Raw genomic sequence first — 18,941 nt, 5'->3', positions numbered from 1 at the left:
AACTCTTGACTCCGCCTGAGGCGTTCTCCCGTCGTGACACTTCAGCAAGAGATCGTGGGCACCGCCATGCAGATGGCGGTCGTCAGCCTGCAGCCCGGCCAGACCGTGTACTGCGAGGCCGGAAAGTTCCTCTTCAAGACGGTGAACGTGACGATGGAGACCCGGTTGAGCGGGCCGTCGAGCGGCGGCGCACCACCGTCTCAGGGCGGTGGCATGGGCGGCATGCTGCGCCAGGCCATGGGCACCGCCATGCAGGCCGGACAGCGCGCGCTCGCGGGGGAGTCGCTGGCGTTCCAGTACTTCACCTCGACCGGGGGCGAAGGCACCGTCGGCTTCGCGGGTGTGCTCCCGGGCGAGATGCGCGCCCTCGAACTCGACGGCACGCGCGCGTGGTTCGCCGAGAAGGACGCCTTCGTCGCCGCCGAGTCCACCGTCGACTTCGGCATCGCCTTCCAGGGCGGCAGGACCGGCATGAAGGGCGGTGAGGGCTTCGTCCTGGAGAAGTTCACCGGGCGGGGCACGGTGATCATCGCGGGCGCCGGCAACTTCATCGACCTCAATCCGGCCGACTTCGGCGGCCGCGTCGAGGTCGACACGGGCTGCGTCGTGGCCTTCGAGGAGGGCATCCAGTACGGCGTCCAGCGCGTCGGCGGCCTCAACCGCCAGGGCGTGATGAACGCCGTCTTCGGTGGCGAGGGCCTGTCCCTGGCGACCCTGGAGGGCAACGGCCGCGTCATCCTCCAGTCGCTCACCATCGAGAGCCTCGCGGGCGCCCTGAGGAAGGCCCAGGGCGGCGACAAGCAGGGACCCACGGGCGGGCTCTTCTCGACCCACGCGGGCTGAAGCGATGAGTTGCGGGTGCCGGTGGGGTCTGAGCTGATGACAGCAGACCCCACCACAGAGAGAAGGCACCCGTCATGGGCAAGCTCGTCTCCCAGATCTTCGTCAGCCTCGACGGTGTCTACCAGGCGCCGGGCGGCCCCATGGAGGACACACGGGGCGGCTTCGAGCAGGGCGGCTGGACCGTTCCGTTCAACGACGAGGACTTCGGCCGGTTCGTCACCGAGGTCTTCGGCAGCGTCGACGCGTTCCTCCTCGGCCGCCGTACCTACGACATCTTCGCCGCGTACTGGCCCAAGGTGACCGACCCGGCCGACCCCGTCGCCTCCAAGCTGAACGCCCTGCCGAAGTACGTCGCCTCGTCCACCCTCACCGACCCCCAGTGGTCCGGCACCACCGTGCTCGGCGGCGACCTGGCCAAGGAGGTCACGGCCCTCAAGGAGCGCACCGACGGCGAGATCCAGGTCCACGGCAGCGGCGCGCTTCTCCAGGCCCTGTTCGCCCTCGATCTCGTCGACACCGTCCACCTGCTGACCTTCCCGGTCGTGCTGGGCGCCGGCTTCCGGCTCTTCCCGGAGGGCGCGGTGCCGACCGCCTTCCGGCGCCGCGGCGGACTGATCACCTCGACGGGCGTCTCCATCCAGTCGTACGACCTCGCGGGCCGCCCGGAGTACGGCACGTACGAGCTGCCCGAGAATGCCTGACGACCTGCCGCCCGGCCTGCGTGAAGACGCCGGGCGGCAGGTTAAATCCCCGAAAACTCATCGGACGTGACGGGAAATTCTCCGGGGTTGTCATTGACATGCCACTGTCTACGCGCGTCATCATGTGGGGCATGAGATTCCCCCCACGCGCAACACGCATCGGCGCCGCAGCCGCCCTCCTGTCCGCCCTCCTCGTGGGCGGCACCGTCACCGCCGCCACGTCGGCCAACGCCGCGGTCAGCGCCGTGGGCAGCATCTGCTACGGCGATCTGCCCTCCCAGGCGCACGACACGCTCGACCTGATCGAGCAGGGCGGTCCGTTCCCGTACGACCAGGACGGGACGGTCTTCCAGAACCGCGAAGGCATCCTGCCCTCCCAGTCGACCGGGTACTACCACGAGTACACGGTCATCACGCCGGGCTCGTCTACGCGCGGAGCTCGCCGGATCGTCACCGGTGAGGAGAACCAGGAGGACTACTACACCGCGGACCACTACGAGTCGTTCGACCTGGTCGACTACGGCTGCTGAGTTCCGCTGCCCGTTCGACCCTTGAGGAACGGTGCGACCGGCCGGAAGTCCGGTCCGAGCTCAGCCGGACTTCCGGCTCTCGGCGGCGGCGAACAACGCGAACGCCAGTACCACGAGTGCGACGCTCGCGAAGATCCCGTAGCCGTCGAGAAAGCCGACCTTCTGCACGAGACCGATCTTCCAGTCGGTGAACTCGTGCACCAGGCCCATCGCGCCCTGCACCATGGCGATGAATCCGAGTACCTCCAGCAATTCCTTCATGGTGAGAACTCTCGCCCCGCGGACCCCCCACGGTCATCGGACGCGGGGCGAGATCTCCCCGACGGAAGTCCTTGATCCTTCCGCGGCCCCGCGCCGAAAGTCTGCGGCGTCGCGACTTTGGTCGTCGATCAGGAGCGGGGGGAGGTGCGGCGGGCCCGCACTGCGTAGATTTGTCGACCGTGAGTGGTGACAAGGCGGAACAGTCCGCGCCGGCGTTCGAGGGGCGCCGGTGGTTGTTCCCGTCCGCCGTGGTCCATGAGTTCGACCCCGACACCGAACGGTCCGGGCGACGGCCCCGGCGCACGGTGCGCGACTGGCTCGTCGACTTCTCCTGCTTCCTGCTGGCCGTCCTGATCGGTCTGGCGGGTGCGGACGCCGTGACCGGTGACCCGAACACCCCGCACTCGCTCGCCCTCGTCGACCAGTGGCTCGGAGCCCTCGCCTGCGCCGCGATCTGGCTCCGCCGCCGCTGGCCGGTCGGGCTCGCCGTCGTGATGCTTCCCGTCGGCTTTGTCTCGGGCACCGCCGGCGGCGCCTCCCTGATCGCCTTCTTCACGCTCGCCGTGCACCGGCCCTTCAAGTACGTGGGCTTGATCGGCGGCATCTCGGTCGCGGGCATCCCGCTGTACTTCTGGTGGCGCCCGGAGCCCGGTCTGCCGTATCTGGCGGCGGTCGCGCTCACGTTGCTGCTCACCGTCTCGGCCATCGCCTGCGGCCTGCTCGTACGCTCCAAACGGCAGCTCATGCTGAGCCTGCGCGACCGTGCCCGGCGCGCCGAGACGGAGGCGCAGCTGCGGGCCGAGCAGGCACAGCGGCTCGCCCGCGAGGCCATCGCCCGGGAGATGCACGATGTGCTCGCCCACCGGCTGACGCTGCTGAGCGTGCACGCGGGCGGGCTGGAGTTCCGGCCGGACGCGCCCCGGGAGGAGATCGTGCGGGCGGCGGGCGTCATCCGGGAGAGCGCGCACGAGGCACTCCAGGACCTCAGGGAGATCATCGGCGTGCTGCGGGCCGGCGAGCCCGACGAGTCGGGCCGCCCGCAGCCGACGCTCGGAGCGCTGGACGCCCTGGTCGCCGAGTCCCGCGAGGCCGGCATGAAGGTCACCCTCGACAACCGCGTCACCGACCCCGCCGCCGTCCCGGCCTCCGTCGGCCGCACCGCCTACCGCATCGCCCAGGAGGGCCTGACCAACGCCCGCAAGCACGCCCCCGGCACCGAGGTCACCGTGTCCGTCACGGGCGCCCCGGGCGAGGGCCTGACCGTGTCCGTACGAAACCCCGCTCCCGACGGCGAGGTTCCTCCCGTCCCCGGTTCCGGGCAGGGCCTGATCGGGCTCACGGAGCGGGCGACGCTGGCCGGCGGGCGGCTCGCGTACGGGCCGGAGGGGTACGGGGGATTCGGGGTGCGGGGTTGGCTGCCGTGGGGCGAGCCGGGCTGAGCGGCGGCGTCGCGGACCGTCCCGCCCGCGGCCGGTAGCGTGAACCGGTGTGCCGTACGCCGCTCCTGTGGGTCGGTGGGCGGCGAGTGCCGGCCGGGACGGGACGGGTGACGTGGCGCGGAAGCCGTACGACATGCAAGCCCTGATCTACGAACTGACGATGAGCATGCGTCAGGGCACGAACGACGCCGGGGACATGACCCGGATCACCGGACTGGTCCTGGACCGGCTGGGCTGCGCGACCGGGCGCGAGGCGTACGACATGCTGTACGGGGACTGGCGGGTCCTGCCCCGCGGCACGCTGATGTCCGGACTGCGTGCGGGGCACATCCTCACCCTGCTCCCTCATCTGGCGTTCGACCAGCCGGTCAGCGACGCCCGGCGGGAAGAGGAACTCCGGCGTGAAGCACGGGAGTACGGGCCACAGGAACAGAGGTGGCAGGCCGGCATCGTGGCCACCAGCGCGATGGCCACGATGCTGCACTACGACGACCCCGCCGAGCTGGAAGCGGCCATCTCCCGGATGGACCAGGCGCGGGCCATGGTGCCGGCCGGCAGCCCCGAGCGGGACGCGATCGACGCGAACCACGCCGGCCTTCGCATCGTCCTGGCTCAACTCGTCGGCGGAGAGGACGACTTCGACTCGGCCGTCGAGGACTTGGCCCGGCTGGCCGACTCGCCGGCCTTCGACGAGCGGGCGGCGGGGACGGGCTGCCGTTGCGGGTCGAGGTGGGCGGCGGCCGGGCGTGGGTGTCGGGCGGTGCCGGACACCCGGTGCCAGTTCCGGGTGCTGGACGGGGCTCATGGCGCGGACGCGCTCCTCGGTGAGCGCATGCACCTGGCCGTACGTCGCCGACGGGCCCAGCCGGTCGAGCGTGTGCAGCAGCGCGTTGCTGAACCAGCCCCGCACCCGCCCGTCGAGGTTGCTCTCGTGCGCACGCTCACGCGGGCGACAGGCGGCCAGCAGCACATGGCTCCGCTCCGGACCGCTCCCGCCGCCGTCGGTGCGCCACCAGGGCCGCCACTCCACGCCCCGGGCGGTCGCCCCGGGGACGGCCGTGTCACCGTCGCGCGTGGCTCCGCCCGAGTGGCAGCAGTCGAGGACCGCGACGACATGGGTGTCCCGCGCCGCGATGGCGTCGAGGAGGGCGCCGAGTTCGGAATCGAGCAGCAGGGCCTGACCGTCCTCGTCGAGGCTGTCGTGGCACACCAGGGCCTGCGACCAGCCGGTGGCCTCTCGGGGGTCGTCGGTGGGGCGCTCGCTTCCGTGCCGCTGAACCACAGCAGCGCCGTGTCATCGGGCCCCGCGCTCCCCAGGTGCCCCTCGATCCCGGCGAGTACGGCCGCCCGCCCGGCCAGGTCGTCGTACAGCGACTGGATCACCGGCGGCGGTCCGCTCTGCCGCCGCAGCCAACTCTCCGCCTCCTGCGCGTCGTTGACGCAGCCGCTCAGCGGTTTGACCGGGTAGTCGTCGATGCCCACGAACAGGGCGTACACGGTACGCATGCGGTGATCCTGCCAGGGCGGGAGGGGGGCACGGACCGCCTTGGTGCGGCATCGTGCGCAACTCACCTGGCCCAACCGTGATTACGTAAGGCTCATGACTGCGATCAGACTGCTCCTCGTCGACGACGATCCCCTGGTGCGGGCCGGCCTGTCCTTCATGATGGGCGGGGCCGACGACATCGAGATCGTGGGCGAGGCGGCCGACGGCCGTGAGGTCGAGGCGCTCGTCGACCGCACCCGCCCGGACGTCGTCCTGATGGACATCCGGATGCCGTCGGTGGACGGACTGACGGCCACCGAGCAGCTGCGCGGCCGCAAGGACGCCCCGCAGGTCGTGGTCCTGACCACCTTCCACGCCGACGAGCAGGTGCTGCGGGCGCTCCGCGCCGGCGCCGCCGGATTCGTCCTGAAGGACACCCCGCCCGCCGAGATCGTCGACGCGGTGCGCCGGGTCGCGGCCGGCGACCCCGTCCTGTCGCCCTCCGTCACCCGCAGGCTGATGGAGCAGGCGGCCGGCACCGCCGCCGACACCCGGCGGGCACGCGCGCGTGAGCGCATCGGCACCCTCAACGACCGCGAGCGCGAGGCCGCCGTCGCGGTCGGCCGGGGTCTGTCCAACGCGGAGATCGCCGCCGCCCTCTTCATGAGCGTCGCCACCGTCAAGACCCATGTCTCGCGCATCCTGGCCAAGCTCGACCTCAACAACCGGGTCCAGATCGCCCTGTTGGCCTACGACGCGGGACTGCTGGAGGAATCCGAGGAGGACGGGCACTGATCGCGGGCGCCGGACGTTGTCCGTGTGTCGGGCTGTGGTGCGAGGGGGAGGGCCATGACGGACGTCATCGACATGGGGGAGTTCGGCGAGGGGTTCCGCGTGAACCCGCATCCGGTGTATGCACGCCTGCGCGCCGAGGGGCCCGTCCACCGTGTCCGGTTCCCCGACTGGCAGTCCGAGGTCTGGCTCGTCGTCGGCCATGAGACGGCGCGTGCGGCGCTCGCCGAGCCACGGTTGTTCAAGGACGGCGCCAAGATCGGCCTGAAGGGGCTCGACGAGGAGCTGATCGGGAAGAACCTGCTGATCACCGACCCGCCCCAGCACACCCGGCTGCGCGGTCTGATCTCGCGCGCCTTCACCATGCGCCGGGTGGAGGCGCTCCGCCCGAGGATCCAGCAGATCACGGACGACCTGCTCGACGCGATGCTGCCGCAGGGCAGCGCCGACCTGGTGGAGTCCCTCGCCTACCCGCTGCCGCTCACCGTCATCTGCGAACTGATCGGCGTGCCCGAGCTGGACCGCGCGGAGTTCCGCAAGATGTCCACGGAAGCCGTCGCACCCACCAGCCCGGGCAGCGAGCACGACGCCTATGTCCGCCTCGGCGCCTACTTCACCGACCTCATCGAGGACAAGCGGTGCGCCGGGCCGAGCGGCGACCTGCTGAGCGAACTGATCCGCACCACCGCCGAGGACGGCGACCGGCTCTCCCAGGACGAACTGCGGGGCATGGCCTTCATCCTGCTGATCGCGGGCCACGAGACCACGGTCAACCTCATCACCAGCGGCGTCCACGCCCTGCTCACCCACCCCGCCCAACTCGCCGCGCTGCGCGCCGACATGACCCTGATCGACGACGCGGTCGAGGAGATGCTGCGCCACGAGGGCCCGGTGGAGACGGCGACGTTCCGGTATGCGAGCGAGCCCATGGAGATCGGCGGCATCCACATCGACCAGGGCGAGTCGGTGATGATCGGCCTCACCGCCGCCAACCGCGACGCGAGCCGCTACCCCGCTCCCGACACCTTCGACATCCGGCGCGACTCCCGCAGCCATGTCGCCTTCGGCCACGGCATCCACTTCTGCCTGGGCGCCCCGCTGGCCCGCCTCGAAGCACGTACGGCGATACGGTCGCTGCTCGACCGCGCCCCCGACCTCGCCCTCGACGGCCCGCCCGGCGAGTGGCTGCCGGGCATGCTGATGCGCGGGATGCGCACCCTGCCGGTGCGCTGGTGAGCGACGGCGCGCGGGTGGCCGTAGAGGCAGTGCAGCGCTGAGGGGGTACGGCCCGGCTGCCGTCCCCCACGGCGTCCGGTCAGACCGTCGTGGACGCGGCCCCGCCCACGATCTCTGCCAGCCGGACAGGTCTTCGCTCCCGTCGGGACTGTTCGCAGGCCTCGGCGATCCGCAGCGACTGCAAGGCCTCGCGGCCGTCGCAGGGGTTGGCTCGCTCGCCCCGCACCACCTCGATGAACGCGGCCAGTTCGGCTTCGTAGGCGGGCCCGAAGCGCTCCAGGAAACCGGCCCACGGCTTGTCCGCGGCCGGCGGCCCGGTCGGCTCGGTGGAGGCGACGGGCGTACGGTCGTCCAGCCCGACCACCACCGTGTCCAGCTCCCCTGAGAGCTCCATGCGGACGTCGTACCCGGCACCGTTCAGCCGCGTCGCCGTGGCCGTGGCGAGCGTGCTGTCGTCGAGGGTCAGGACGGCCGCGGCCGTGTCGATGTCACCGGCCTCCCGGAACATCGCGGGACCGGCGTCCGACCCGGAGGCGTACACATCGACCACCTCGTGCCCCGTCACCCAGCGCAGTACGTCGAAGTCGTGGATCAGCGTGTCCCGGTACAGCCCGCCGGACAGCGGCAGATACGCGGCCGGTGGCGGCGCCTGGTCCGAGGTCAGCGCCCGCACGGTGTGCAGCCGCCCCAGTCGGCCGGAGCGCACCGCGTCCCGGGCCCCCGCGTAGCCGGCGTCGAAGCGGCGCTGGAACCCCATCTGGAGAACCGTTCCCGCGGTCTCGACCTCGGCGATCGCCTGAAGCGTGCCCGGCAGGTCGAGTGCGATCGGCTTCTCGCAGAACACCGGAAGACCCGAGCGTGCCGCCCGGCCGATCAGATCGGCATGGGCCGATGTCGCCGCCGTGATCACCACGGCGTCCACACCCCACCGGAAGATCTCGTCCACCCCCGGCGCCGCCGTCTCTCCCAGTCGCTGCGCCAGCTCCTGCGCCCGCGTCGGATCCGCGTCCGTGAGGATCAGGGAACCGACGTCACGATGGCGGCTGAGCGTGTTCGCATGAATCGTGCCGATCCGGCCTGTACCGATGACCCCGATGCGCATGGAAACAAAGTGCGGCCCCGGCCCGTACCCTGTCAATGCGTATGTCCGGACAATCGAACTACACAACTTCCCGTCAACCGCCCACGGAGCTACGCTCGGCCCGTGCCGAAACCAGAAGTGGACCCGACCGTGTCGCTCGAGCTCAGTGTGGACCGAAGCAGCCCGGTGCCGTTGTACTTCCAGTTGTCGCAGCAGCTCGAAGCCGCGATCGAACACGGAGCGCTCACTCCTGGCAGCCTGCTGGGCAATGAGATCGAGCTGGCCGCACGCCTCGGTCTGTCCCGGCCCACCGTCCGCCAGGCCATCCAGTCCCTGGTCGACAAGGGCCTGCTGGTCCGCCGCCGAGGCGTCGGCACACAGGTCGTGCACAGCCAGGTCAAACGCCCGCTGGAGCTCAGCAGCCTCTACGACGACCTGGAGGCGGCCGGTCAGCGCCCCGCGACCCGGGTCCTCGTCAACACGGTCGTCCCCGCGTCCGCCGAGGTCGCGGCCGCCCTCGCTGTCGCCGAGGACAGCGAGGTCCACCGTGTCGAACGGCTGCGGCTGGCGCACGCCGAGCCGATGGCGTACCTCTGCAACTTCCTCCCGCCCGGTCTGCTCGATCTCGACACCGTGCAGCTGGAGGCCACCGGCCTGTACCGTCTGATGCGCTCCGCCGGGATCACCCTGCACAGCGCCCGGCAGTCGATCGGCGCCCGCGCCGCCACCGCCGCCGAGGCCGAACGGCTCGGCGAGGCCGAGGGCGCCCCGCTGCTCACCATGCAGCGCACCACCTTCGACGACACCGGCCGCGCGGTCGAGTTCGGCACCCACACCTACCGGCCGTCCCGCTACTCCTTCGAGTTCCAGCTGCTCGTACGACCGTAGACGCCGTCGGTGACAGCGGCCGCAGACCCGTCGTAAGAGGCCGTATTCGTCTCAATGTCAGGACAATGCGACCGGCTCGCCGTCCCCGGTGTCCGCGGAGGCACGCATCCGGCGTCGGTCGCGCGCTCTCCTTTGCTCCCCCGTTCGGCACCCAGCGTGAGCGTGCGGCAGAATCGGCGGTGATGAGCAACTACCGCGACCTAGCCTTCCCCAGAGCACTGGGCAACGCCCGAGCGACCGGCGCCCCCATCGGCTCCCGGCGTGCCCCCGTGCTCCGCACGGTCGGCACCAGGGAACGCCGCTCCCACCTCACCGCCCCCCGGGTGCCTACCGTCGGCATCGACATCGGCGGCACCAAGGTGATGGCGGGTGTCGTGGACGCCGACGGCAACATCCTGGAGAAGCTCCGCACAGAGACCCCGGACAAGTCCAAGAGCCCGAAGGTCGTCGAGGACACCATCGTCGAGCTGGTCCTGGACCTCTCCGACCGCCACGACGTGCACGCCGTCGGCATCGGGGCGGCCGGCTGGGTCGACGCCGACCGCAACCGCGTCCTGTTCGCGCCGCACCTGTCCTGGCGCAACGAGCCCCTCCGCGACCGCATCTCCAGCAGGCTCTCGGTCCCCGTCCTCGTCGACAACGACGCCAACACCGCCGCGTGGGCCGAGTGGCGCTTCGGCGCCGGCCGTGGCGAGGACCACCTCGTCATGATCACGCTCGGTACCGGCATCGGTGGCGCGATACTGGAGGACGGGCAGGTCAAGCGCGGCAAGTACGGCGTGGCCGGTGAGTTCGGCCATATGCAGGTCGTACCCGGCGGCCACCGCTGCCCCTGCGGCAACCGCGGCTGCTGGGAGCAGTACAGCTCCGGAAACGCGCTGGTCAGAGAGGCGCGTGAACTCGCGGCGGCCGACTCTCCGGTGGCGTACGGGATCATCGAGCACGTCAAGGGCCAGGTCTCCGACATCACGGGCCCGGTCATCACCGAGCTGGCCCGCGAGGGCGACGCCATGTGCATCGAGCTGCTCCAGGACATCGGCCAGTGGCTCGGCGTCGGCATCGCCAACCTGGCGGCGGCGCTGGACCCGTCGTGCTTCGTGATCGGCGGCGGTGTCTCGGCCGCCGACAACCTGCTGATCGGGCCCGCGCGGGACGCCTTCAAACGCCAGCTCACCGGCCGCGGCTACCGCCCCGAGGCCCGCATCGCCCGCGCCCAGCTCGGCCCCGAGGCCGGCATGGTCGGCGCCGCCGACCTCGCCCGCCTGGTCGCCCGCCGCTTCCGCCGCGCCAAGCGCCGCCGCGTCGAGCGGTACGAGCGCTACGAACGGTACGCCGAGGCCCGCCGCGACAGCGGGGAGGCGCTGTGACCGCCCAGCTGCCCCATCAGGCCCCGCCCGCGGACGAGCCGCCCGGTACGCCCGAGGACCGCGGCCATGTGATCCGCCGCCGGGCGCTCACCCTGCTCATCATCGGGCTGCTCATCGGTGTACCGGCCGGCTATCTGGTGATCTCCGCCGCGCAGAGCCGCGACAGCGGCAGGGCCAAGGAGGAGAAGTACTCGGCGCGGGGTCTCACCCCCGGCTGGCCGTCGAAGGTCCAGCGCCGCCTCTACCAGGTGCCGATGCCGCACCCGTCGGGCAAGGTCGCGTACTACGAGACGAACAACTGGAAGACCAGCCGTCTCTACGTCAAGTTCCAGACGCCCAATGCGAACCTGGACGTCTTCCTCAAGGACCTGGGCGTGAGCCGGTCCGACCTGAAGCCGAACAAGATCACCATCGGTGAGCGCGACCAGAAGGTCACCGGCTGGGACTTCACGTCGCCCGGCCCCTGGTACGGCCTGGTCCACGAGCAGCGCGACCCGCGGCCCACGCAGCAGGTCATGGTCAGCCTGGGCGACCCGAACAACCCGTTCATCTACGTCGTCTCACGCGTCATTCCCTGACAGGAAGCCCGCGCCCCCGCCGGGTGCCGGGGCCGATTGTCAGACCCCGCCCGTAGAGTCGAAGACGTCTGATCCGACTCACGGGCGGGAGGTGACAGTACGTATGAGCGAGCCGACTTCTGTGGCCGACCGAGCGGGGGAGTCCGTCCCCCTCCGGCTCGCGGCCGTCTTCCTGCCCGCGCCCGTCCCGCGCGAGGGCCGGATCGCCTTCTGGGATCCCGAGGGCGACACCGGCGTCGACCTCTCCGGCGCCGACGGCATCGGTCGTACGGAACTCACCGTCGTACGACGTCATGGTGCCGGAGTGCGGCGCAGGCCCGCCCCCGCCCTGTCCCTGCCGGTCGACGAGGCACTGCCGCTGCTCGTGCGGGCGCGGCGCGACCCCGCCGCCCACCCGGCCACCGCCTGCTGGGGCGCCGCCGCACTGCACGCGCTGCGGCTCACGGCCCGCGGACGCCTGCTGCCCGGACTGACCCCGTCCGGGCACGACGCCTGGCGGGCGGGCCCCCTGGCGCCGGACGACATCGCGCACCTGCGCGCGGTGGCTGCGGCGCTTCCGCCCGAGGGACATGCGGTGCCGCTGCCCGGTCCCGGCCCGATTCGGCTGCCCGAACCGGAAGCGCTGATGCGGTCCTTCCTCGACGCGGTCGCGGACACCCTGCCCCGCACCCCCGCCGCGCCGTACACCTCGGGCAGGCCCTTCGCGGACCGCCGCCCCCAGCTGCTGCCGGACGCCCATGACTGGGCCGCGGAGGTCGCCGCCGGCATGGACGCGGGCGTGCGGATCTCGCTCCGGCTGGACCTGTCCGCGTACGAGCTGTTCGACGAGGGCGAGGGGGTGCGCAGCGCGGGCGCGGCGATCGTCCAGGTGCACAGCCTCGCCGACCCCACCCTCGTCGTCGACGCGGCCGCCCTGTGGGCGGGGGAGGCGGATGCGGCGTTCGGTCCACGCGCGCGGGTGGACGCGGCCCTCGCCGTGCGCCGCGCGGCCCGTGTCTGGCCGTCGCTCCACCGGCTCGCCGAACAGGACGTGCCCGACGTACTCGCCCTGACCGAGGAGGAGTTGGGCGATCTGCTCGGCGCCACGGCCACCCGGCTCGCCGCGGCCGGAGTCGCCGTGCACTGGCCGCGGGACCTGGCGCAGGACCTCACCGCCGCAGCGGTCGTACGACCCGCGCCGGGCTCGGCGACCGACGGCACCGGCTTTTTCGAGAGCGAGGAACTCCTCCAGTTCCGCTGGCAGTTGGCGCTCGGCGGCGACCCGCTCACCGAGGCCGAGATGGACGCCCTCGCCGAGGCCCACCGGCCCGTGGTGCGGCTGAGGGACCAGTGGGTCCTCGTCGACCCGGCGCTCGTCCGCAAAGCGCGCAAGCGCGAACTGGGCCTGCTCGACCCGGTCGACGCGCTGTCCGTCGCGCTCACCGGCAGCGCGGACGTCGACGGCGAGTCGGTGGAGGCGGTGCCGGTCGGCGCGCTGGCCGCACTGCGCGACCGGCTGACGGCGGGCGTGCGGCCCGTCGAGCCGCCGCCGGGGCTGCGGGCACGGCTGCGCGACTACCAACTCCGCGGCCTGGCCTGGCTCGACCTCATGACCTCGCTCGGCCTCGGCGGCTGCCTCGCCGACGACATGGGCCTCGGCAAGACGATCACGCTGATCGCCCTGCATCTCAAGCGCGCCCGCAGTGAGCCCACCCTGGTGATCTGCCCGGCCTCCCTGCTCGGCAACTGGCAGCGGGAGATCACCCGTTTCGCGCCCGGTGTCCCCGTCCGCCGCTTCCACGGCCCCGACCGCACCCTGGACGACCTGGACGGCGGCTTCGTCCTCACGACGTACGGCACGATGCGCTCGGCGGCGCCGACGCTGGCCCAGCAGGCCTGGGGGATGGTCGTCGCGGACGAGGCGCAGCATGTGAAGAACCCGTACTCGGCCACGGCGAAGGCCCTGCGCACGATCCCGACCCCGGCGCGTGTCGCCCTGACCGGCACGCCGGTGGAGAACAACCTCTCCGAGCTGTGGGCGCTGCTGGACTGGACGACACCGGGACTGCTCGGACCCCTGAAGTCCTTCCGGGCCCGGCACGCGCGCGCCGTGGAGAACGGCGAGGACGAGGAGGCCGTGGAGCGTCTGGCCCGTCTGGTCCGGCCCTTCCTGCTGCGCCGCAAGAAGTCCGACCCCGGCATCGTTCCCGAGCTTCCGCCCAAGACCGAGACGGACCATCCCGTTCCGCTCACCCGGGAGCAGGCCTCGCTGTACGAGGCGGTGGTGCGCGAGTCGATGCTGGCCATCGAGACCGCGCAGGGGATCGCCCGGCGTGGCCTGGTGCTGAAACTGCTGACCTCGCTGAAGCAGATCTGCAACCACCCGGCGCTGTATCTGAAGGAGGACGTCCGGGGCGACGGCCAAGCCGTGCGCTCCGGCAAACTGGCCCTGCTGGACGAGCTGTTGGACACCCTGCTCGCGGAGGACGGCTCGGCGCTGGTCTTCACGCAGTACGTCGGGATGGCCCGTCTGATCACCTCCCATCTGGCCACCCGAGCGGTCCCGGTGGACCTCCTGCACGGCGGCACGCCCGTGCCCGAGCGGGAGCGGATGGTAGACCGCTTCCAGAGCGGCGCGACCCCGGTCCTGATCCTGTCCCTGAAAGCGGCCGGCACCGGTCTGAACCTCACCCGCGCCGGCCATGTCGTCCACTTCGACCGCTGGTGGAACCCTGCCGTCGAGGAACAGGCCACCGACCGCGCCTACCGCATCGGCCAGACCCAGCCCGTCCAGGTCCACCGCCTCATCACCGAGGGCACCATCGAGGACCGCATCGCCGAAATGCTTGAATCCAAGCGGGCGTTGGCCGACGCCATCCTCGGCTCCGGCGAATCGGCCCTCACAGAACTGACGGACCGCCAGCTCTCCGACCTCGTGTCGCTGCGGAGGGAGTCATGACGGGGCCGGTGGCGCGGGGCAGTGCGGGCGAGGCGGAGGGCGACGTGCCCGTACCGGAGCTCGGGGACGAGCGGGGCAACGACCGGGCGCCGGTGCAGGGGGAACCGGCCGGATCCGACGTGGCTCGCCCGGGCCCCGGGGGCCGTCCGGCTGACGTGGCTCGCCCGGTCGTCGAGGCACACCGGTCCGTGGACGCCCGCCCGGCGGTGGAGGGCCGAGCGGGCGACGGGGCGCGGCGGGCTGACGGGGCCCGCCCGTCTGCCGAGGCACACCCGTCTGTGGAGGCACACCCGTCTGTCGAGGCACACCCGTCCGAAGAGGGCCGTCCGGCCGACGAGGCCCGTCCGGCTGGCGAGGCCCGTCCGGCCGACGTGGCTCGCCGGGCGCTGCGAGCCGCGCGGGAACGAGAGAAGGGGGAGGCGGGGGGCTCCGAGGGCTTGCAGGAAGTGTCTGCCGGTGAGGAGCCGGGGCCGGACGTCGGTGGGCGTTCAGGGGCCCGGCCGGGTGACGCTGCCCGTGCGGCGCTGCGCCGTGCGGTCGCCGCCGGCGGCGATCCCGGTGACGGAACGGACCGCCCCGGCACCGCAGATGCGACGCCCGCCTCGAACCCGTCCGCCCCCGCATCCGACCCGCCGCCTGGGCGTCCCGCCGATGCCGCCCGTGAGGTGCTGCGCGCGGCCCTCGGGGAGAAACGGCAGGCCCAGACCCGGGAAGGGAGCGGGGAGCGCGAGCGCAGGCGTCGGACGCGCCGACCGGTCTCGACCGGTACCCAGGCTCGACAGGCCGCAGGGAGCGGCGCAGCCGACCTCCGGGGCCGTGACGTACGGGAGTTGCTCGCCGACGCATTTCGGATGCCGTCCATGGACCCGCCCCTGGACCCATCCATGACTTCAGCGCACGAGCACGCCTCCAGCGCACCCTCCGGCAGTGGCTCAGAATCCGTGCCCGCCGTGCCCGCCGACCTCACCGCCCCCGCCGCCCCTCAGGTACCCCGAACCATGGCCGCCCCCGGACGCGACAGTGAACTCCGGCGTACGTTCGCGGCCTTCGCCCCTCGCTCACCGGACCACGCCGGCTTCGCGGAGACCTGGTGGGGCAATGCCTGGGTGGCTGCGCTGGAAGGGGGTGCGTTGGATCCCAAGCGGCTGGCCCGGGGGCGGGGTTACGCAGGACAGGGGCATGTCGATGCCATCACGGTGACTCCGGGACTGGTGCTCGCATATGTGCGGGGCAGTCGGCCTCGGCCGTACCGGGTGCAGGTGCGGCTGCGGACGCTCGCCGACGAGGACTGGGCGCGCTTCCTGGATGCCGCTGCCGACCGGCCGGGCCACATCGCCGCGTTGCTCGACAAGGAGCTGCCCGAGTCCCTGGCCGACTGCGGTGTCCGTCTGCTGCCCGGACCCGGCGAACTGGACCCGCACTGCAGCTGCCCCGATCGCGGTCACCCCTGCAAGCACGCGGCCGCCCTCTGCTACCAGACCGCCCGCCTGCTCGACGCAGACCCCTTCGTCCTGCTTCTGCTGCGTGGCCGCGGTGAACGCGAGCTGCTCGACGCCCTGTCCCGTCGCAGCGCCGCCCGCGCGGCCCGCACCGCCCAGGAGCGGGAACCGGCACAGCTGCCGGGCGTGCGCGCCACCGACGCCCTCGCCGCCCGCCGACTCCCGCCCCTGCCCGCTCCGTTGCCCACGCCCCCGCATCCCGAGCAGCCCCCGGTCTACGCGGGGGCGCCCGGCGGCCCGGACCCCTTCGCGCTGGACCAACTGGCCACGGACGCCGCCGCCCGGGCCCACGCCCTGCTCAGCAGCGGCCGCGACCCGGTCGCCGAACTGACCCTGTGGCAGGACGCGGTCCGGCTCGCGGCGGCTCGCCCCGGCTCCGGCCTCACCGCCGCCACCCGTGCCCTCTACTCCTCCCTGGCCTCCGCCGCCGGCCGCACCCAGCCCGAACTGGCCCGAGCGGTCGCCGCCTGGCGCCAGGGCGGCCTGGAGGGCCTCGCCGTCCTGGAAGAGCCCTGGGATCCACCCGCCGGACGCTTCGACAGGGCGCGCCCGCTGCTTCTCGCCGCCGACCTCCCGGCCTTCCGGCCCTGGCGCAACCGCCTCACCCACCCCCGCGGCCACGTCCAGCTCCGCCTGGGCCGCGACGGACTCTGGTACCCGTACGAGTCGGAGCCCGACCACGACGACTGGTGGCCACGCGGCACCCCCGACCTCGACCCGGTCGGCGCCCTGACGGGCCTGGGTGCCTCGGCGGAAGGCTGACGCGCTTCAAGTTCGTGTGGGTTGGGAACGACCTTGTGGACGTCGCCCCAACAGCCACTACACTGCCGCGATGTCGCCCTGCGACGACGACAACTGACCGAGAATCAACCGGGGGAGAGGCATGGCAACGGGGGGATGGGGTCCGGCAACGGGCCCGGGACAGTCCGGCGGCAACGGACCGGGCGGCAACCAGGGTTGGGGCCCGCCGCCCGGGCCCCCGAGCAACAACCCCTACGGGCCTCCGCCCGGGGGCGGTCCCTACGGCCCGCCCCCGCCGAACCCGTATCCACAGCCGCATCCGTATCCCTACGGCCCGCCGGCCCCGGCACCCGTTCGCGCGCCCCGCCGCCGCTATCGTCTGTGGTTCCTCTCGCCGGTCTACCTCATCCTCCGCTCCGCGCACCGCGTCGCCACCCGGCTCTTCGTGCAGGACGGCGACGGACGGATCGTGGACCGCACCGTGGACCGCGTCCAGATCGCCCGTACGGTGCTCGGCCTCGCCGCCACCGCGGCCCTGGTCCTCGCCTACGGTGTGGAGGAGGACCGGTGGGAGGACGCGGCGACCAGCGGCCTCGGCAACGCGATCATCGCGCCGTTCCTGCTGATCGTCGCCGGACCGCTGGTCATCCTCGGCTTCATCTTCTACGCGCCCCCGCACCTGCGGCCGCACATGCGCTCCCGGCTCGGTGCCCCGCTCAAGGCGGTGGGCTGGTATCTGCTGAGCCTGGTCGTCCTCGGCGGGGTCATCTACTGGGCGGGCCGGCCCGGATTCCTCGAGAGCCTGCACGGCTGGCAGGTCGGCGTGGTCGGTGGCGTGCTGATCGTGGCGATCTTCTGGGGACTGCCCTACTTCTTCCTGGCGTCGCTGTACTCCGCGCGCAGCGCCTTCAACACCGCCCACGTCCATCCGATGCTGCCGCCGGTGGTCACCGTGGTGCTGGTGTGGGTGCTCGCGATCTTCCAGCTGATCGACAGCGGCACGCCGCAGGGCCCGCCGATCGTCCAGTTCTTCTCCCTGCTCGGCGGGCCGCTGTCCGTGACCGCCGTCTCGCTGTGGGAGCTGCGGCGGATGCGGACCCGGTTCGGGGTCACCATCCGCGGCTGAGCCGGGTCCGGTCCCCGGCGCAGCGACGGGCATCCGGTGAAGGCGGTGTGAGGGTTCCTCGCTGATGTGCGGGAGTCAGGTGTGAGGACTTGGGGTCCAGGGGGTCGACGCTCAGAAAGGGCGGTTAGCGTGGAGCGGTGAGTGAGACGAAGACCCCCGCCCTCCAGTACCGGTTCGACGGCCCGGAAGACGCCCCGGTCCTCATCCTCGGCCCCTCGCTCGGCACCACCTGGCACATGTGGGACAGGCAGGTCCCCGAGCTGACGAAGCAGTGGCGCGTCTTCCGGTTCGATCTGCCGGGCCACGGCGGCGCTCCGGCGTACCCGGCGGGCTCGGTCGCCGAGCTGACCGACCGGCTGCTCGTGACGCTCGACGGACTCGGCGTGCAGCGCTTCGGCTATGCGGGCTGCGCGCTCGGCGGCGCCGTCGGTGTCGAGCTGGCCCTGCGGCACCCGGAGCGTCTCGCCTCGCTCGGGCTGATCGCCGCCTCGCCGCGCTTCGGCACGGCGGACGAGTTCCGGCAGCGGGGGGTGATCGTACGTACGAACGGTCTCGACCCCATCGCCCGTATGGCTCCCGAGCGCTGGTTCACCAGCGGGTTCGCCGCCGCCCAGCCCGCCATAACGGAATGGGCGGTGCAGATGGTGCGCACCACCGACCCCGGCTGCTACATAGCCGCCTGTGAGGCGCTCGCCTCCTTCGACGTCCGGCCGGAACTCGGCCGCGTCGGCGTCCCCACCCTCGTGCTCGTCGGCTCGGACGACCAGGTCACCGGTCCCGCCGAGGCCCGCACCCTGGTCGCCGGCATACCGGACGCGCGACTCGCGGTGGTCCCGGGCGCCTCCCATCTGGTGCCCGTCGAACAGCCCGCCGCCGTCACCGACCTGCTGGTCCGGCACTTCTCCACCGCCTGGCAGCCCGCCTTCGACTCCGCCACCGGCCAGATGGCCATCCAGGCGCCCCCGGTCAAGCCGGTGCTGGCCGCACCGCCGCAGCCCGCGCCCATCGCCGAGATCGCCCCGGCGGTCGTGGGGCCGCAGTCCGCGGGCCGGCCGGATCCGTACGAGGCCGGGCTCAAGGTGCGCCGCGAGGTACTCGGCGACGCGCATGTCGACCGGGCGCTGGCGCAGGCCGACGAGTTCTCCGGGGACTTCCAGGAGTTCATCACCCGGTATGCGTGGGGCGAGATCTGGGACCGGCCCGGCCTCGACAGACGGGCGCGCAGCTGCGTCACGCTGACCGCCCTGGTCGCGGGCGGCCACCTGGACGAACTCGTCTTCCACACCCGGGCCGCCCTGCGCAACGGCCTCACCCCCGTAGAGATCAAGGAAGTGCTGCTGCAGGCGGCCGTCTACTGCGGTGTGCCGGCCGCGAACAGCGCGTTCAAGGTGGCCCAGCAGGTCATCCGTGAGGAGACGACCCCCACGGACTGAGC

General features: G+C 72.3%; 16 protein-coding genes. 13 read left to right on the top strand and 3 right to left on the bottom strand.

All coding sequences use genetic code 11. The annotated features are described in order from the left end of the window. Positions 1 to 33: 33 nt before the first annotated feature. The 3 genes from ACIHFB_RS17815 (at position 34) to ACIHFB_RS17805 (ending at position 2,074) form a co-directional block, all read left to right on the top strand. On the top strand, positions 34 to 843 hold the full coding sequence (locus ACIHFB_RS17815; protein WP_365274037.1) for an AIM24 family protein: 810 nt from the start codon (positions 34 to 36) through the stop codon (positions 841 to 843). Positions 844 to 917: 74 nt separating this feature from the next. Beyond that, the gene (locus tag ACIHFB_RS17810; RefSeq protein ID WP_365274034.1) at positions 918 to 1,544 is read left to right on the top strand and encodes a dihydrofolate reductase family protein; all 627 of its coding nucleotides are present in this window, start codon (positions 918 to 920) and stop codon (positions 1,542 to 1,544) included. A 131-nt stretch (positions 1,545 to 1,675) separates the two neighbouring features. Further along, entirely contained in the window at positions 1,676 to 2,074 is a 399-nt protein-coding gene (locus ACIHFB_RS17805; RefSeq protein WP_365274031.1) for a ribonuclease domain-containing protein, read from the top strand. Positions 2,075 to 2,134: 60 nt separating this feature from the next. Here the strand turns inward: ACIHFB_RS17805 and ACIHFB_RS17800 are convergent, their stop codons facing one another. Then, positions 2,135 to 2,335: a hypothetical protein gene (locus ACIHFB_RS17800; RefSeq protein ID WP_365274029.1), complete on the bottom strand. Its 201-nt coding sequence runs from the start codon at positions 2,333 to 2,335 to the stop codon at positions 2,135 to 2,137. Positions 2,336 to 2,505: 170 nt separating this feature from the next. On the opposite strand from ACIHFB_RS17800, the gene ACIHFB_RS17795 reads away from it, so the two are divergent. Further along, the gene (locus ACIHFB_RS17795; RefSeq protein ID WP_400127280.1) at positions 2,506 to 3,774 is read left to right on the top strand and encodes a sensor histidine kinase; all 1,269 of its coding nucleotides are present in this window, start codon (positions 2,506 to 2,508) and stop codon (positions 3,772 to 3,774) included. Here the strand turns inward: ACIHFB_RS17795 and ACIHFB_RS17790 are convergent. Beyond that, positions 3,671 to 4,984 (bottom strand): hypothetical protein, encoded by a 1,314-nt coding sequence (locus tag ACIHFB_RS17790; protein WP_400127555.1) that lies wholly within the window; start codon positions 4,982 to 4,984, stop codon positions 3,671 to 3,673. The two genes, ACIHFB_RS17795 and ACIHFB_RS17790, sit on opposite strands and share 104 nt — an antisense overlap. A gap of 390 nt (positions 4,985 to 5,374) precedes the next feature. Between ACIHFB_RS17790 and ACIHFB_RS17785 the strand changes: the two genes are divergently transcribed. Both ACIHFB_RS17785 and ACIHFB_RS17780 read left to right on the top strand, forming a co-directional pair. After that, complete coding sequence (locus ACIHFB_RS17785) at positions 5,375 to 6,055, top strand: response regulator transcription factor (RefSeq protein ID WP_365274018.1); 681 nt, start codon at positions 5,375 to 5,377, stop codon at positions 6,053 to 6,055. 54 nt (positions 6,056 to 6,109) lie between these two features. Next, positions 6,110 to 7,288 carry a cytochrome P450 gene (locus ACIHFB_RS17780; protein WP_365274015.1) on the top strand — a complete coding sequence of 393 codons (1,179 nt, stop codon included), beginning with the start codon at positions 6,110 to 6,112 and terminating at the stop codon, positions 7,286 to 7,288. A gap of 79 nt (positions 7,289 to 7,367) precedes the next feature. Here the strand turns inward: ACIHFB_RS17780 and ACIHFB_RS17775 are convergent, their stop codons facing one another. After that, complete coding sequence (locus tag ACIHFB_RS17775; RefSeq protein WP_365274012.1) at positions 7,368 to 8,390, bottom strand: Gfo/Idh/MocA family oxidoreductase; 1,023 nt, start codon at positions 8,388 to 8,390, stop codon at positions 7,368 to 7,370. 129 nt (positions 8,391 to 8,519) lie between these two features. On the opposite strand from ACIHFB_RS17775, the gene ACIHFB_RS17770 reads away from it, so the two are divergent. The 7 genes from ACIHFB_RS17770 to pcaC all read left to right on the top strand — a co-directional run bounded on the left by ACIHFB_RS17770 (position 8,520) and on the right by pcaC (position 18,939). Beyond that, entirely contained in the window at positions 8,520 to 9,257 is a 738-nt protein-coding gene (locus ACIHFB_RS17770; RefSeq protein ID WP_365275100.1) for a GntR family transcriptional regulator, read from the top strand. Positions 9,258 to 9,439: 182 nt separating this feature from the next. After that, entirely contained in the window at positions 9,440 to 10,624 is a 1,185-nt protein-coding gene (locus ACIHFB_RS17765; protein ID WP_365274009.1) for an ROK family glucokinase, read from the top strand. Further along, entirely contained in the window at positions 10,621 to 11,202 is a 582-nt protein-coding gene (locus tag ACIHFB_RS17760; protein WP_365274006.1) for a sugar kinase, read from the top strand. Before ACIHFB_RS17765 ends, ACIHFB_RS17760 begins: the two co-directional genes overlap by 4 nt. 103 nt (positions 11,203 to 11,305) lie before the next feature. Next, on the top strand, positions 11,306 to 14,140 hold the full coding sequence (locus tag ACIHFB_RS17755) for a DEAD/DEAH box helicase (RefSeq protein WP_365274003.1): 2,835 nt from the start codon (positions 11,306 to 11,308) through the stop codon (positions 14,138 to 14,140). Further along, positions 14,137 to 16,401, top strand: coding sequence for an SWIM zinc finger family protein (locus ACIHFB_RS17750; RefSeq protein ID WP_400127279.1), 2,265 nt, complete (start codon positions 14,137 to 14,139; stop codon positions 16,399 to 16,401). The genes ACIHFB_RS17755 and ACIHFB_RS17750 overlap by 4 nt, the downstream gene beginning before the upstream one ends. 121 nt (positions 16,402 to 16,522) lie before the next feature. After that, positions 16,523 to 17,506 (top strand): hypothetical protein, encoded by a 984-nt coding sequence (locus tag ACIHFB_RS17745; RefSeq protein WP_400127278.1) that lies wholly within the window; start codon positions 16,523 to 16,525, stop codon positions 17,504 to 17,506. A 137-nt stretch (positions 17,507 to 17,643) separates the two neighbouring features. Beyond that, entirely contained in the window at positions 17,644 to 18,939 is a 1,296-nt protein-coding gene (pcaC, locus tag ACIHFB_RS17740) for a 4-carboxymuconolactone decarboxylase (protein WP_400127277.1), read from the top strand. The last annotated feature ends 2 nt before the right edge of the window (positions 18,940 to 18,941 follow it).

It is taken from the genome of Streptomyces sp. NPDC051963, assembly GCF_044593495.1.
In the GTDB taxonomy this organism is placed as follows: Bacteria; Actinomycetota; Actinomycetes; order Streptomycetales; family Streptomycetaceae; genus Streptomyces.
This window is presented reverse-complemented; position numbering and strand designations above follow the sequence as displayed.